The sequence below is a fragment of the Phaeovulum sp. genome (assembly GCF_041596715.1).
GTDB lineage: Bacteria > Pseudomonadota > Alphaproteobacteria > Rhodobacterales > Rhodobacteraceae > UBA6213.
On the sequence record NZ_JBFHIA010000058.1, the window covers coordinates 1 to 14,222 of the forward strand.

At 62.5% G+C, this 14,222-nt stretch carries 15 protein-coding genes; 4 read left to right on the forward strand and 11 right to left on the reverse strand.

Features of this window, described 5'->3' with window-relative positions:
- The 9 genes from ABY403_RS05830 to ABY403_RS05870 form a co-directional block, all read right to left on the reverse strand.
- The coding region (locus ABY403_RS05830) for a 3-hydroxyacyl-CoA dehydrogenase NAD-binding domain-containing protein (protein ID WP_372839795.1) at positions 1-2,139 on the reverse strand (2,139 nt) is incomplete at its 3' end.
- Between the two features lie 114 nt (positions 2,140-2,253).
- Positions 2,254-3,114 (reverse strand): cupin domain-containing protein, encoded by an 861-nt coding sequence (locus ABY403_RS05835; RefSeq protein WP_372839797.1) that lies wholly within the window; start codon positions 3,112-3,114, stop codon positions 2,254-2,256.
- Positions 3,111-3,581 carry a cupin domain-containing protein gene (locus ABY403_RS05840; protein ID WP_372839799.1) on the reverse strand — a complete coding sequence of 157 codons (471 nt, stop codon included), beginning with the start codon at positions 3,579-3,581 and terminating at the stop codon, positions 3,111-3,113. The genes ABY403_RS05835 and ABY403_RS05840 overlap by 4 nt, the downstream gene beginning before the upstream one ends.
- On the reverse strand, positions 3,581-4,792 hold the full coding sequence (locus ABY403_RS05845; RefSeq protein WP_372839801.1) for an acetyl-CoA C-acetyltransferase: 1,212 nt from the start codon (positions 4,790-4,792) through the stop codon (positions 3,581-3,583). The genes ABY403_RS05840 and ABY403_RS05845 overlap by 1 nt, the downstream gene beginning before the upstream one ends.
- Before the next feature lie 11 nt (positions 4,793-4,803).
- Positions 4,804-5,439 carry a glutathione S-transferase family protein gene (locus tag ABY403_RS05850; RefSeq protein WP_372839804.1) on the reverse strand — a complete coding sequence of 212 codons (636 nt, stop codon included), beginning with the start codon at positions 5,437-5,439 and terminating at the stop codon, positions 4,804-4,806.
- Positions 5,440-5,704: 265 nt separating this feature from the next.
- Entirely contained in the window at positions 5,705-5,917 is a 213-nt protein-coding gene (locus ABY403_RS05855; RefSeq protein ID WP_372839806.1) for a hypothetical protein, read from the reverse strand.
- Between the two features lie 47 nt (positions 5,918-5,964).
- Positions 5,965-7,743, reverse strand: coding sequence for an acyl-CoA dehydrogenase C-terminal domain-containing protein (locus ABY403_RS05860; RefSeq protein ID WP_372839808.1), 1,779 nt, complete (start codon positions 7,741-7,743; stop codon positions 5,965-5,967).
- A gap of 25 nt (positions 7,744-7,768) precedes the next feature.
- Complete coding sequence (locus ABY403_RS05865; RefSeq protein WP_372839810.1) at positions 7,769-8,167, reverse strand: MerR family DNA-binding transcriptional regulator; 399 nt, start codon at positions 8,165-8,167, stop codon at positions 7,769-7,771.
- Between the two features lie 131 nt (positions 8,168-8,298).
- Entirely contained in the window at positions 8,299-8,667 is a 369-nt protein-coding gene (locus ABY403_RS05870; RefSeq protein WP_372839811.1) for a MerR family DNA-binding transcriptional regulator, read from the reverse strand.
- Positions 8,668-8,818: 151 nt separating this feature from the next.
- Between ABY403_RS05870 and ABY403_RS05875 the strand changes: the two genes are divergently transcribed.
- Genes ABY403_RS05875 through ABY403_RS05885 form a run of 3 tightly spaced genes read left to right on the forward strand, consistent with a single transcriptional unit; the run spans position 8,819 to position 11,110 of the window.
- Positions 8,819-9,268 carry a PaaI family thioesterase gene (locus ABY403_RS05875; RefSeq protein WP_372839813.1) on the forward strand — a complete coding sequence of 150 codons (450 nt, stop codon included), beginning with the start codon at positions 8,819-8,821 and terminating at the stop codon, positions 9,266-9,268.
- Complete coding sequence (locus ABY403_RS05880; protein ID WP_372839815.1) at positions 9,265-9,810, forward strand: PaaI family thioesterase; 546 nt, start codon at positions 9,265-9,267, stop codon at positions 9,808-9,810. The genes ABY403_RS05875 and ABY403_RS05880 overlap by 4 nt, the downstream gene beginning before the upstream one ends.
- Positions 9,803-11,110: an MATE family efflux transporter gene (locus ABY403_RS05885; RefSeq protein WP_372839816.1), complete on the forward strand. Its 1,308-nt coding sequence runs from the start codon at positions 9,803-9,805 to the stop codon at positions 11,108-11,110. Before ABY403_RS05880 ends, ABY403_RS05885 begins: the two co-directional genes overlap by 8 nt.
- Positions 11,111-11,230: 120 nt before the next feature.
- Here the strand turns inward: ABY403_RS05885 and trpS are convergent, their stop codons facing one another.
- On the reverse strand, positions 11,231-12,277 hold the full coding sequence (trpS, locus tag ABY403_RS05890; RefSeq protein WP_372839818.1) for a tryptophan--tRNA ligase: 1,047 nt from the start codon (positions 12,275-12,277) through the stop codon (positions 11,231-11,233).
- A gap of 112 nt (positions 12,278-12,389) precedes the next feature.
- On the opposite strand from trpS, the gene ABY403_RS05895 reads away from it, so the two are divergent.
- Positions 12,390-13,106: a rhomboid family intramembrane serine protease gene (locus ABY403_RS05895; protein ID WP_372839820.1), complete on the forward strand. Its 717-nt coding sequence runs from the start codon at positions 12,390-12,392 to the stop codon at positions 13,104-13,106.
- Here the strand turns inward: ABY403_RS05895 and murJ are convergent.
- Positions 13,103-14,222 (reverse strand): murein biosynthesis integral membrane protein MurJ (gene murJ / locus ABY403_RS05900; RefSeq protein WP_372839822.1); only part of this gene is annotated, 1,120 nt, incomplete at its 5' end. The genes ABY403_RS05895 and murJ overlap by 4 nt on opposite strands.

The window sequence follows — 14,222 nt, forward strand, 5'->3', positions numbered from 1 at the left end:
CATCTCGCGCAAAAGCGCGGGCGTGGCGAAACGCGCACCATGCGCCGCCGTCAGCGCATCGCAGATTTCCACCGCGCGCGGCGCGCCGATGATGTCGAGCCAGCTGAACGGCCCGCCCGACCACGGTGCAAAGCCCCAGCCCAGAATCGCGCCAACGTCGCCTTCGCGGATGTCGGTCAGCACGCCGTCCTCCAGCGCCCGCACCGCTTCAAGCACCTGTGCGAACAGCAGACGATGCTGCACCTCGGTCAGTTCGGGCTGTGCTTCCGCCTCGGGATAGCGCGCCTCAAGCCCGTCCCAAAGCCCGCTGCGCCGACCCGTGGCATCGTAGGCATAAAAGCCTGCGTTGGCCTTTTTGCCCATACGGCCCTGATCGGCCATCCAGAACAGCACCTCGTCCACCGCGCCATCGGGGTAGGCATCGCCCATCGCAGCACGGGTGGCCTTGGCGATTTTCACGCCAAGGTCGATCGAGGTTTCATCGACCAGTTGCAGCGGGCCAAGTGGCATCCCCACCAGCTTGGCGGCGTTTTCGACCAGCGTGGGGTTCACGCCTTCGGCCACCATGCGCATGCCCTCGTTGATATAGGGAATGATGCAGCGGTTGGCGTAGAAAAAGCGCGCGTCGTTGACCACGATCGGCGTCTTGCGGATCTGGCGCACGAAGTCGAGCGCTTTGGCCACCGCAACATCGCCCGTCTGCTTGCCCTTGATGATCTCGACAAGGTTCATCTTGTCTACGGGCGAGAAGAAGTGGATGCCGATGAACTGCTCGGGCCGGGCCGAGGCTTTGGCAAGGTGGCTGATCGGCAGGGTCGAGGTATTGGTCGCAAAAATTGCCGATGACGGGATCACCGCTTCGGCCTTGGCGGTCACGCCCGCCTTCACGCCCACATCTTCGAAAACCGCTTCCACGATCAGATCGCAACCTTCAAGCAGCGCATAATCGGTGGCGGCGGTGATGCGGCCCAAGACCTCAGCCTTTTTCTCGGGCGTCACCTTCTTGCGCTGAATGCCCTTGTCGAGCAGCGCTTCGGAATAGCCTCTGCCTTTGTCGGCGGACTCTTGCGTTGAATCGATCAGCACCACTTCGATGCCGACCTGCGCGCTGACATAGGCGATACCCGCCCCCATCATGCCCGCACCAAGCACGCCCAGCTTTTTCACGCTCTGGTCGGGCACCTTGGGCCGGTTCGCGCCTTTTTCCAACGCCTCTTTGTTGATGAAAAGGCTGCGGATCATCGCGCCCGAGGATGGGTTCATCATCACATTGGTGAACCAGCGCGCCTCGATCTTCAGCGCGGTGTCAAAGGGCACCAGCGCGCCTTCATAAACCGCCGAAAGCAGCGCCTTGGCGGCGGGGTAAACGCCCATCGTCTTGCCATGCACCATGGCGCTTGCGCCGACAAAGGTCACGAAGCCTGCGGGGTGATAGGGCGCACCGCCCGGCATCTTGTAGCCCTTGGCATCCCACGGCTTGACCAGATCGGCGTCGGTCGCCGTCAATACCCATGCTTTCGCAGCCGCGAGCGGGTCTTCCACCACCTCGTCGATCACGCCAGCGGCCTTGGCCGCCTTGGGGTTGTTGAGCTTGCCTTCCAGCAGCAGGGGGGCGGCCGCCATCGCACCAAGTTTGCGCGAAAGCCGCGTGGTGCCACCCGCGCCGGGGAAAATGCCGACCATGATTTCCGGCAGGCCGATCTTGGCCTTGGGGTTGTCGGCGGCAAAGATGCGGTGGCAAGCCAACGGCAGTTCAAGGCCGATGCCAAGTGCGGTGCCCGGCAATGCTGCCGCAATCGGCTTGCCGCCTTTGAGGGTCTTTGGGTCCATGCCCGCGCGCTCGATCTTGCGCAAGATAGCATGCATGGCCATCACGCCTTCAAAAAGCCCCTTCGCAGGCTCGTCGCCCGCGTCATCCTTCATCTTGGCGATGACGTTCAGGTCCATGCCCCCGGCAAAGTCTTTCTTGCCCGAGGTGATGACCAGCCCCTTCACGGCGGTATCGGCCAAAGCCTTGTCAACAAAGCCGCTAAGCTCTTCGAACCCGGCAAGGCTCATCACGTTCATCGACTTGCCCGGAACATCCCAGGTGATAGTGGCAACACCATCGGCGTCAACGGCATAGGTAAAATCGGTCATGCTTTCGCTCCCTTGGGCCAGCCGGGGTAGGGCGTTCCGTCCTTGTGGGACATGATCCGCACGCCATCCCGGCGCGTATAATGAAGGTCGATGTCGGGGTAGTGGCAGGTATCGTCACGCATGCGCACCTGCAATGAAGTAGCTGGTCGGCGTCGTGCCGCGATTTTCAAGGCAGTGGCCGTTGGCAACACCCTTGGGCCAAGCGGCACAACCGCCCGGGCCAAGATCGTGCGGCCCGTCGTTTTCCCAAACCGTCACGGTGCCGTCGAGGACATAGAGAAACTCGTCCTCTGCCTCGTGCCAATGCCGCTGGCTAGACCGCGCGCCGGGCATCAGGCGCTCGGTAATGGCACCAAATTGGGTCAACCCGCCTGCGTCCGAAATGGCAAAGGCTTCGTATTGGCCCAGATCGCTGAAGATATCGGGGTAGCTAGTGCCGGTTTGGCCCGCGACAGAGCCGTGGGTCACAATGCGGCGCGCGGGCTTTGCGGCGTCGTATGCCTCGCCCCAGACCGGTTGCAGGCGCATCAGCTTGGCGGGCAAATCGCCGCTGCGTTCTATCGTTCCGTCAGCGGCCAATACCTGCCAGCGGGTCGTCGAATTGACCTGTCTGCGGCCAGAATCGGGGTAATGGCATACGTCTTTGGCCGCACGGCTGCCGACGATCAGATAGCGAAGCGGGGCTTGGCTTTGGTTCAGCACACGGTGTGCATTTGCGTCGCCATGCCGCCAACAGGCTGCATCCTGCGCGCCGAGTGTGTGCATGCCGTCGTCGTCATGCACCGTCGCCACGCCGTCCAGCACATAAAGAAACTCGTCCTCGGCCTCGTGCCAGTGCCGTTCGGACGAACTGGCACCGGGGGCGAGTGTTTCAAGATAGACGCCGAACTGCGTCAGCCCGCCCGCATCCGAAAGACGCAGCGTTTCGCGGCCCTTATGCGCGGAACGGTCAGCATGGCGCGGATCGACGATCATCGCGGCCCTTCCCAAGGGGTGCCGTCCTTGTGGGTAAAGCGCACCTTGCCGCCCTCGTTCACCATTTTCATGTCGATGTCGGAATAGGTGGCCACTTCGTTGGGCGCGCGGCTGCCCACCACCAGAAACCGCGCCTCGGCGTCGGAGCGGTTGATGAAGTGGTGCCCGTCTGCCACCCCCGCCGGAAACGCGGCGCAATCACCCGCCCGCATCACGGTTTCGCCCGCATCCTGCACCAGCACACATTCGCCTTCGGTAACCATGACGAACTCATCTTCGGCCTGATGCCAATGGCGCAGGCTTGAAAGCGCACCGGGCTGAAGGATGATGAGGTTGGCCCCAAATTGGGTCAGCCCCCCGGCATCGCCCAGCCGCAAGCTCGAACGGCCCGCCATCATCGCACCATATGGTTCTGGATAAATCGAACCGGTCTTGAGCGGCGCTTTTTTGGGATCGATCACACCCATCACACCCTCTCGATGATCGTGGCGACGCCCATGCCCGATGCGATGCACAGCGTTGCAAGCCCAACGCCCTTGCCGGTGCGTTCCAACTCGTCCAGCAGCGTGCCGATGATCATCGCGCCCGTTGCCCCCAGCGGGTGGCCCATGGCAATCGCGCCGCCGTTGACGTTTACCTTGTCGGGCGAAACATCGAAGGCCTGCATGAAGCGCAGCACCACCGCGGCGAAGGCTTCGTTCACCTCGAACAGGTCGATGTCGCCGATGCTCATGCCGGATTCGCGCAGGATCTTTTCGGTAACCGGCACGGGGCCGGTCAGCATGATGGTCGGGTCGGTGCCGATCTTGGCGTTGGCGCGGATGCGCGCGCGCGGTTTCAGCCCATGGGCTTTGCCAAACTCGGCATTACCCACCAGAATGGCCGCCGCGCCATCGACGATGCCAGACGAGTTGCCTGCATGGTGTATGTGGTTGATCGCGGAAAGGTGCGGATATTTCATCATCGCCACCTTGTCGAAGCCCGGCATGACCTCGCCCATGTCCTTGAACGCAGGCTTCAGGTTTGCCAGCGTTTCGATCGTGGTTTCCGAGCGGATGTATTCGTCGCGTGCCAGAATCACGACACCGTTCTGGTCCACAACCGGCACGATCGAGCGGTCAAAGCGCCCCTCTTTCCATGCCAGCGTCGCGCGCCGCTGGCTTTCGGCTGCCAGCGCATCGGCATCGGCCCGGCTGAAGCCGTATTCGGTGGCGATGACGTCAGCCGAAATGCCCTGCGGGACGAAATAGGTTTTCATCGCCAAGGTCGGGTCCACGGCAATCGCCGCACCGTCAGAGCCCATCGCAACGCGGCCCATCATTTCGACCCCGCCTGCGATATAGGCATTGCCCGCACCGCCGCGCACTTGGTTGGCGGCAAGGTTCACCGCCTCCATACCACTTGCGCAAAAGCGGTTGATGGCAAGGCCGGGGATGCTTTCGTCAAGGTCCGACAGCAGCACCGCCGAGCGCGCAAGGCAGCCGCCCTGTTCCCCGACCTGAGTCACATTGCCCCAGATCACGTCCTCGACGGCATGGCCTTCAAAGCCGTTGCGCGCCTTGACGGCGTTGAGAAGCCGCGCTGACAGCGCGACCGAGGTGACCTCGTGCAGCGCGCCATCGGGGCGGCCTTTGCCGCGCGGGGTGCGAACGGCGTCGTAGATGTAGGCTTCGGTCATCTTGGTTCTCCTCAGGCACGGTCAGCTGGGCTGCCGGGCATCAAATCGTAAGGGCTTTTCCATCCGGGCAGGGCGGCGATGCTGTCCAGCCAGCGGTCGATATTGGGCCAGTCGGCGCGGTTGAACCCGAAAGGTTCGGGATAATAGAGGTAGCCACAGCAGGCTATGTCGGCGATCGTGGGGCCGGACCCGACGATCCATTCGTTGCTGGCAAGATGGTCATCAAGCACCTTGTAGGCCGCCTTGAGCCGCCCTTGCAGCCAAGCGATCACCTCGGGCTGGCGCTTGGGCTCGGGCAGAAAGTTCATCATGAAGCGCAGCGCGCCGGCTTGGCTGGAAAGTTTGTGGTTGTCCCACAGCACCCAACGCAAGATCTCGCGCCGCTCGGCCGCCGACTTGCCGCAGAGCTTAGAGGTTTTCGAGGACACGTAATCCTGAATGATCCCCGACTGGCTCAGCACAACATCGCCGTCAACCAGCACCGGCACCTCGCCCATCTCGTTGAGTGCGCGGTATTCAGGTGTGCGCGTCTCGCCGTTGAAAAAGTCTACGAATACCGGCTCCCATTCGTATTCGGCAAGCTGCATCGTCAATGCCGCCTTGTAGGCATTGCCCGATTCGCCAAAGCAATAGAGTTTCGCTGCCATTATTCTCGCTCCCAGTGTGACGGTTGAGCGGCGGGTTCAGCCCCGCGCGCCCCCGAGTTGTGTTTTCGCAATGACGAACACCAATTTACAAAACAGGAACGGCCATCTTTGCGACCGCGATCAAGGTTGCGGCGTTTGAAGCCGCGGGTGCAATGCCTATCCCGCATTTGGCAAGTAGTGCTTGCCAAATGCAGGGGGCTGGCGGAACCGACGCACACGCCCTGCTGCGTCTTTACTGCGCCAAATCCCATGTTCCCCCCGTTCGTTACGCCTTGCGGTCTTCCAGTTCGGCCTGAAACAATTTCAGGCGGACCGCGAGGTTTTCCTTGTGCGTTACCGAGCCGAAATGCTCGAACAGAAACACCAGTGCCTCGTCGGTGCTCAGGCCCGCGGCATCAGCAAAGCTGTTTAGCGCGCGGTACGCGTCATTGGTCAGGGCCACCGGAAAGCGGCGGGTCAGGCGCAGGCGTTTGGGCATGGCTTCTCCCCTTCCATGCGGTGGCGGGCGGCCCGCCTCCTGCAAGGTTAGAACGCTTCGGCGCCCAATGCCATCACCGGATCGGCACCCGAGAGAATGCGCGTCAAGTGCAGCGACGTGGCAGGCAACTGGCGCGCCATGTAGAAGCGCCCGGTCGCAAGCTTGGCCTCATAGAACGCCGCATCCTCGGCACCTGCGGCAAGTGCCGCCTGCGCCGCCTTTGCCATACGCGCCCACATCAGCCCAAGGCAGACATGGCCAAAAAGATGCATGAAGTCATACGAACCAGCCAGTGCGGCGTTGGGGTTTTTCATGCCCTGCTGCACAAAGAACATCGCGGCTGCCTGCAAGTCTTTCGAGGCCGCCTTGAGCGGGTCAAGGAACTGCGCCTTCAGCGCGGCATCCGCCTCGTTTTCCTTGATGAAGCTCTTGACGTACTCAAAGAATGCCATGGCGTGCTTGCCGCCATCTTGCCCGATCTTGCGGCCCACAAGGTCAAGCGCCTGCACACCGTTTGCCCCTTCGTAGATCATCGCGATGCGGGCATCGCGGGCAAACTGGCTCATGCCCTGTTCTTCGATATAGCCGTGCCCGCCAAGCACTTGCTGTGCGTTCACTGCGGCCTCAAAGCCCTTGTCGGTCTGAAAGCCCTTCAGCACCGGAATCATCAGGCTGACCAGCCCTTCGGCATCTTCGTCGCCAAGGCGGTGGCTGCGGTCGATCAGTTCGGCCGCCCAATAGGTGAACGCGCGCGCGCCTTCGACAAAGCTTTTCTGCTCCAGAAGATTGCGGCGGATGTCGGGGTGCACGATCAACGGGTCGGCGGGGCCATCGGGGTTTTCCGCACCGGTCACGGCACGGCCTTGCAGCCGGTCCTTGGCGTAGGCGAGGGCGTTTTGATAGGCGGTTTCGGCGATCGAATAGCCTTGCAGCCCAACGCCAAGCCGCGCTTCGTTCATCATCGTGAACATGGCGCGCATACCTTTGTGCAGATCGCCCAGCAGGTAGCCCGTGGCACCATCAAAGTTCATCACGCAGGTCGCGTTGCCGTGGATGCCCATCTTTTCTTCCAGCTTGCCACAGGCGACCGCGTTGCGCGCGCCCAGCGAGCCATCGGCTTTCAGCTTGAACTTCGGCACGATGAAAAGGGAAATGCCCTTGGTGCCCTCGCCGCCGCCGGGTGCCTTGGCCAGCACAAGGTGAATGATGTTCTCGGCCAGATCGTGCTCGCCGGATGAGATGAAAATCTTTTCCCCGGTGATCTTGTAACTGCCATCTTTTTGCGGCTCGGCCTTGGTGCGCATCAGCCCGAGGTCGGTGCCGCAATGCGCCTCGGTCAGGTTCATCGTGCCGGTCCAGTCAAGGCTCAGCATCTTTGGCACATAGGTCGCTTTCTGCTCGTCCGTGCCATGCGTCAGAATCGCGCCGATCGCGCCATGCGTCAGGCCCTGATACATGTTGAAGGCCATGTTGCCCGAAACGAAGAACTCGCCGACCACGGTGCCGACAAGATAGGGCAGGCCTTGGCCGCCATATTCCTCGGGCAGATCAAGCCCGTTCCAACCGCCCTCTTTCACCGCCTCGAAGGCTTTCTTGAAGCCCTTCGGCGTGCTTACCACGCCGTTTTCCAGCCGGCAGCCCTCGGTGTCGCCAACAGCGTTCAGCGGCGCCAGAATCTCGGACGACATCTTGCCCGCGGCATCAAGAATTGCGTCGGTGAAATCGCGGTCGAGGTCTGCATAACCCGGGATGTCGGATTTTGAAATCTCCAGCACCTCATGCAGCACGAATTGCGCGTCTTTGGTGGGGGCGGTGTAGTTTTGCATGTCTCTCTCCCTCAAGTCTTCCTGGTCAGGCGGCGGGCTGGTTTCCGATTTTTTCGGCCAGCACGCGCTCTCCGACACTGATCTGCTGATTCAGTTCATGAATGGCCGCTTCAAGTTCGGCGTGCTGATGGCGCATTTCTGCCAGCCGCTCGCGCGCAAGCTCTATCGTGCGCTCCATCTGCGTGCGCTGCTGGTCGTCGATGTCATAGAGGTCAAGCAGCTGGCGAATATCTTCGAGGCTAAAGCCAAATCGTTTGCCGCGCAAAATCAGCTTCAGCCGGGCCCGGTCGCGGCGCGTGAACAGCCGTTTCTGACCCTTGCGGATCGGAAAAAGCAGCTCTTTCGATTCGTAAAAGCGTAACGTGCGCGGTGTTACGGCGAATGCCTCGCACATCTCGCGGATACTCATTACGTCTTCGGTCATTCGGGCCCTGCCACGCGCATGTCGTTATGTCATGCTCAGAATGTGTGTCTTTGGCCCGGGTTTTCAAGCAAAGTTGACGCGAACGTAAGCATAACGTGGCGTCATAATTTCGGCTAATCTGGCGCGCGCGCTCAGGTGTTTAGCGTATCGGCGGTTTCGTCGCGCAAGGCGCGCAAATCGGCAATCGTATGCTGCAATTCGGCGACTTGGGATTCGAGCGCCAACAACTGACGATCAGCCATCACGATCCAAGCCTGATACTGCTCGACCGTGCCCTTCTTGTCATAAAGCAGCAACCACTGGCGGATCTCTTCCAACCCGAAGCCAAAGCGCCGCCCACGCAGGATCAGCGTCATCCGCGCCACTTCTCGCGGCCCGTAGTATCGGGCGCGTCCTTCCTTTTGCGGGCTCAGAAGTTCGATGTATTCGTAGTAGCGTAAGGTGCGTGGCGTCACATCGAAACGCGTGCACATTTCCTTGAAACCGATCAGATCCGACATCCGTGTTCCCCTTCCGCGGTGGCGAAGCTAACGGAGCGGGCCGCCGATCTCAACTCGGTTCGTGCAACAGGGTGCGCGTCGCGGTCTCTATTGCCCCGTGCAGGGCGCGGGGCCGCGCGCCAAAGTCGGCGCAAAGCCAGAGGGGCGGGGTATGGACCGGCAGGAAGAGACAAAGCTGCGCGTGGCGCGGCAATTCATCGAAGCGATTCCACATTCGCGCGCACTTGGTATGCAACTCGATGCGCTGTCCGATGGGTCTGCCGAAATATCGATGCCCTACGATCTGCGCTTGGTGGGCGATCCGCGCACCGGGGTGATTCACGGCGGCGCGGTTTCGGCGCTGATGGATACCTGTTGCGGTGCGGCTGTGATGAGCCACCCTGACGCGCCCGCAGGCACCGCCACGATTGATCTGCGCATCGACTATATGCGCGCCGCCAGCCCCGGCCAACGCATCCGCGCCCATGCTGCGTGCTACCATGTCACCCGCACGGTGGCCTTTGTGCGCGCCACTGCCTTTGACGATGACAAAGACCATCCCGTGGCCTCGGCAACCGGCGCATTTACCATCGAGCGCGCGCGCAAGGACGATCCGGCATGAGCACCCCCCCCACCACCCCGCGCAAGCGGCCAGAGCCTGTGCAAATGGTCAAAAGCCGCCGCGATGCAGCCCTTCGGGCGCTGGTTACTGGTGTGCCTTACATCCAGTTTCTCGGCATCCGCTTTGACCGCCGCGGTGACGAACTGACGGCGGAATTGCCATTCGATGAAAAGCTGATCGGCAATCCGCTGCTGCCCGCGCTGCACGGCGGGGTCACGGCGGCCTTTCTTGAGGTGACGGCGATTATCGAACTTAGCTGGACGCTATTGTGGGAAGATATGGAGGCAGGGCGCATCGATCCTGTGACGCTCGACCCGATGCATCTGCCGCGGTTGCCGAAAACCATCGACTTCACCGTCGATTACCTTCGCTCTGGCCTGCCGCGCGATGCCTATGCGCGGGCCCGTGTGAACCGCTCTGGGCGGCGCTATGCCTCGGTGCATGTCGAGGCATGGCAAGACAACCGCGCGCGGCTTCTGGCGCAAGGCACCGGCCATTTTCTGATGCCACCAGCAGGTCCGATCAGCGCGCGCGATGACTGACATCAGCCACCAAAGGGTGCTGCGCATTGCGCTGCCCATCGTCATTTCCAATGCCACGGTGCCCATTCTGGGCGCGGTCGATACCGGCGTTGTCGGGCAACTGGGTGCTGCCGCCCCGATTGGTGCGGTGGGGATTGGCGCGGTCATACTTGCGTCGATCTACTGGGTATTCGGCTTTCTGCGCATGGGCACCACCGGGCTTGTGGCACAAGCCAAGGGCGCGGGCGATCACGCCGAGGTTGCCGCCAACTTGTCGCGTGCGTTGCTGATCGGCGGCGGCGCGGGCCTTGTTATCATTCTGGCGCAGATCCCGCTGTTTGCTGCGGCCTTCTACCTTTCCCCCGCAAGCGCAGAGGTCGAGGCGCTTACCCGCAGTTATCTTACGATTCGCATCTGGGGCGCGCCTGCAACCATCTCGATGTATGCGCTGACCGGGTGGTTGATCGCGCTTGAACGCACGCGCGCGGTGCTGGTGGTGCAGGTCTGGATGAACGGGCTGAACATCGTGCTTGATCTGTGGTTCGTGCTCGGCCTTGGCTGGGGCGTGCAGGGGGTGGCGATTGCGACGCTGATTTCGGAATGGTCGGGTCTTGCGCTTGCGCTCTGGCTGGCACGCGATGCGCTGCACGGCGGGCACTGGCGCCGCGCCGCGCTGGTCTTTGACCGTGCCCGACTGGCGCTGATGGCGCGTGTCAATTCCGACATCATGATCCGCTCTGTTCTGCTACAGGCGGCCTTCACCAGCTTTCTCTTTCTTGGTGCGGGGCTGGGCGATACCACGCTCGCGGCCAATCAGGTGTTGGTGCAGTTTCTCTCGATCATCGCCTTCTCGCTCGACGGTTTTGCATTCTCTGCAGAAACCCTGACCGGGCAGGCGCTTGGCGCGCGCCGCCCCGCCACGCTGCGCCGCGCCGCTATCGTGACGTCGGAATGGGGTGTGGGCGGGGCGGTGCTGCTTGCGCTGTTCTTCTGGCTCGTCGGCCCAACGCTGATCGACATCATGGCCACCGCGCCAGAGGTGCGTGAAACCGCGCGGGTCTATCTGCCGTGGCTGATCGCCTCGCCGCTGATCGGTATTGCCAGCTGGATGTTCGATGGCATCTTCATCGGCACCACGCTCAGCCGCGAGATGCGCAACGCGATGCTGACCTCGGTGGCAATCTATGTGGCTGCGGTGGCGTTGCTGTTGCCCGCCTTCGGCAATCACGGTCTTTGGGCGGCGCTGATGGTGCTCAACGCCGCGCGTGGCCTGACGCTTGCCGCATATTACCCCCGCGCCGAGGCGCGCGCCCGGGCCTGAGCACCTTGATTGCCAAATGCCCCGGCAACGGTGTCAAAAGGCTTTCTAAATGGTAAATACCAGGCGGTATATACCATAAAAACAGGGTCTTAACGTCATTATCACACGTGTTATCGCGCCTTAGCGCGACCGCACCATACCGACGATATCCAGCGTTTTTGCCAGAATCGGCGCGGCAATCGCATCGGCCCGCTCGGCACCGGCACCAAGGATCCGGTCAATCTCGGCAGGGTCCGCCATCAGCCGCGTCATTTCGGCCGAGATGGGCCCCAGCGTCGCCACCGCCAGATCGACCAGCGCCGGCTTGAACTCGCCAAAGCCCTTGCCTGCGTATCTATGCACCACCTCCGCCGCGGTCTGCCCCGCCAATGCGGCATAGATGTTCACAAGGTTCTTTGCCTCGGGGCGGTCCTTCAGCGCCGCGACATGGTCGGGCATCGGTTCTGCATCGGTCTTGGCCTTGCGGATCTTGGAGGCGATCGCGTCGGGGCTGTCGGTCAGGTTGATCCTGCTGGCGTCAGATGGGTCCGACTTCGACATCTTCTTGGTGCCGTCGCGCAGGCTCATCACCCGCGTCGCGGCCCCCTCGATCACCGGCTCGGGTGCGGGAAAGAAGGGCACGCCGTAATCGTGGTTGAACTTCGCCGCGATGTCGCGCGTCAGTTCCACGTGCTGCTTCTGGTCGTCTCCGACCGGCACCATCGTGGCGTGGTAAAGCAAAATGTCGGCGGCCATCAGCGAGGGGTAGGCGAAAAGGCCAAGCGAGGCCGCCTCGGCGTTCTTGCCCGCCTTGTCCTTCCACTGGGTCATGCGGCTCATCCAGCCCATCCGGGCCACGCAGTTCAGCACCCAGGCAAGCTCTGCATGGGCACTCACCTGGCTCTGGTTGAACAGAATCGAGCGCGCCGGGTCGATGCCCGCGGCGATGAAACCAGCGGCCGCCTCGCGGGTTTGCTGGCGCAGCCGGGTCGGGTCTTGCCAGACCGTGATCGCATGCAGGTCAACAAGGCAATAGACCGTCTCGATCCCTTCGTCCTGCTTTTCAGCGAACCGCTTCAGCGCGCCGAGGTAATTTCCCAAGTGCAACCCGCCCGAGGGCTGGATGCCCGAGAAGATGCGGGGTGAGAAACCGGGGTTGGCGGCGGCAGCATGGGCGGCGGCGGTCATGAAGGGCTCCGTTCGGCAGTCGATGGGGCAAGGCTGGAAATTGCCAGCGAAACCGCTTATCGCTGCGCGAGGCGGCGGCGTCAACCAAGCCCCGCGCCTGCAAGGAGGCCCGATGCACCGCCCCGACCCCGATTATGACGAGGCAAACCGCCCGCAACTCCACGCGCCGCTGAACCCGCTGCCGTTTGCCGTCTGGCTGCTGGCGCTGCCGATCATTGCGTTTGAGGCGGCTTTTGCGCTTGGCCAAGCCGGAATAGCTGGCGGAAACGCGGCGCTCGGCTGGCGGCAGATGGCGTTTCAACAATTTGCCTTCGTGCCCGATTACCTGCGCTTGATGTGGGAAGCGCAGAGTTTCCCGCTAGTCGATACGGCGCGGATCGTCACCTATCCGTTCGTGCATGGCAGCTTTACCCACGCGGCGATGGTGCTGGTTTTCATTCTTGCGCTTGGCAAGATGGTGGGCGAAATCTTCCGCCCACTGGCGCTGCTTGCCGTTTTCTTTGGCGCGGCGGTGGTGGGGGCGCTGGTCTATACGCTGCTGCCTTTCACCCATGCGCCGCTTTATGGTGGCTATCCGGCGGTTTACGGGCTGGTTGGCGCGTTTACCTACATTCTCTGGGCGCGGCTTGGGGCAATGCAGGCCAATCGCGCGCGTGCTTTCACGCTGATCGGCTTTTTGCTTTTCATCCAACTGGTGTTTGGGCTGATCTTTGGCACGGGCTGGGATTGGGTTGCCGAGATCGCCGGTTTCGGCACCGGGTTCGGGCTTTCCTTCGTGGTTGGCCCCGGCGGGCTGAAACGCGCGATGCTACAGATTCGCAGACGCTAGCCTAGGTCACGCCGCAACGCCGAGCGGAAATCAGAGGGGCGAAAGGCGCCGAGCGCCAGCCCCGAACCGAAATAGACGACCAGACCCAGCACCACCAACGCCCCCAGCGCCACATAGCGCGCGCCGTGCATGGCAAGCATCGGCGCTGCAAACCCGGCCGCGAACCACAAGACTACCCCCATCAGCACCGCCGCTGCGATGATCCGCCAAAGCCGGTCGCGCAGCCGCGCGTCGGTTGCGGCGGCATCCCCCATGGTGCGGCTTCCATACCAGAGCTGCGCCACCATCACCCAAGCCGAAACCGTGGTTGCCAGTGCTGCCGCCAGATAGCCCAACACCGCCATCAGCCCGACCGCAAAACCGAGGTTCACCAGCATCGAGACCACTGCATAATAAAACGGCCGCCGCGTATCTTCGCGCGCATAATAAAGTGGCTGCAACACCTTGTGCAGCACGAAAGCGGGCAGGCCCAACCCGTAGGCCGCAAGCGCCCAGGCGGTGTTCACGCTGTCGGTGGGGCCAAATGCGCCGCGTTGAAAGAGCACCTGCACCAAGGGCAGCGCCAATACCACCAGCGCCACCGCCGCCGGAATTGTCAGCAGCAGCGCGAATTCGGTGCCGCGGTTGAAACTGGCGCGCCCACCTTCGGTATCGCCTGCCCGCAGGCGGCGCGAAAGATCAGGCAGCAGCACCACGCCTATCGCGATGCCCACCACGCCTAGCGGCAATTGATAAAGCCGGTCGGCGTAGCTGAGCCACGCGACCGCGCCTTCGGTGAAGCTGGCCACTTGCCGCCCGACGATCAGGTTGACCTGCACCACCCCGCCCGCCAGCACGGCCGGGGCCGCGATCACCGCAAGGCGGCGCAATTCGGGCGTCAAATGTGGCCAGCGAAAGCCAAAGCTGAAACCCGCGCGCCGCACCGCAACCCATGTAAACGCCAGTTGCGCCACCCCGGTGACCGGCACCGTCCAGGCTAGCGTCAGCCCCATCGGCCAGCCCTGCCAATCGGCCAGCGCCATCGCCACGATGAAAAGCGCGTTCATCAGTATCGGCACCGCCGAGGTGGCCATGAACCGCCCCGTGGCGTTCAACATGCCCGAAACGAGTGCCGTC

Bases quoted from the DNA above. Each gene is read 5' to 3' on its own strand.
- ABY403_RS05835 (WP_372839797.1), bottom strand. From the start codon at position 3,114: ATGATCGTCGATCCGCGCCATGCTGACCGTTCCGCGCATAAGGGCCGC.
- ABY403_RS05840 (WP_372839799.1), bottom strand. From the start codon at position 3,581: ATGGGTGTGATCGATCCCAAAAAAGCGCCGCTCAAGACCGGTTCGATT.
- ABY403_RS05845 (WP_372839801.1), bottom strand. From the start codon at position 4,792: ATGACCGAAGCCTACATCTACGACGCCGTTCGCACCCCGCGCGGCAAA.
- ABY403_RS05850 (WP_372839804.1), bottom strand. From the start codon at position 5,439: ATGGCAGCGAAACTCTATTGCTTTGGCGAATCGGGCAATGCCTACAAG.
- ABY403_RS05855 (WP_372839806.1), bottom strand. From the start codon at position 5,917: ATGCCCAAACGCCTGCGCCTGACCCGCCGCTTTCCGGTGGCCCTGACC.
- ABY403_RS05860 (WP_372839808.1), bottom strand. From the start codon at position 7,743: ATGCAAAACTACACCGCCCCCACCAAAGACGCGCAATTCGTGCTGCAT.
- ABY403_RS05865 (WP_372839810.1), bottom strand. From the start codon at position 8,167: ATGACCGAAGACGTAATGAGTATCCGCGAGATGTGCGAGGCATTCGCC.
- ABY403_RS05870 (WP_372839811.1), bottom strand. From the start codon at position 8,667: ATGTCGGATCTGATCGGTTTCAAGGAAATGTGCACGCGTTTCGATGTG.
- ABY403_RS05875 (WP_372839813.1), top strand. From the start codon at position 8,819: ATGGACCGGCAGGAAGAGACAAAGCTGCGCGTGGCGCGGCAATTCATC.
- ABY403_RS05880 (WP_372839815.1), top strand. From the start codon at position 9,265: ATGAGCACCCCCCCCACCACCCCGCGCAAGCGGCCAGAGCCTGTGCAA.
- ABY403_RS05885 (WP_372839816.1), top strand. From the start codon at position 9,803: ATGACTGACATCAGCCACCAAAGGGTGCTGCGCATTGCGCTGCCCATC.
- trpS (WP_372839818.1), bottom strand. From the start codon at position 12,277: ATGACCGCCGCCGCCCATGCTGCCGCCGCCAACCCCGGTTTCTCACCC.
- ABY403_RS05895 (WP_372839820.1), top strand. From the start codon at position 12,390: ATGCACCGCCCCGACCCCGATTATGACGAGGCAAACCGCCCGCAACTC.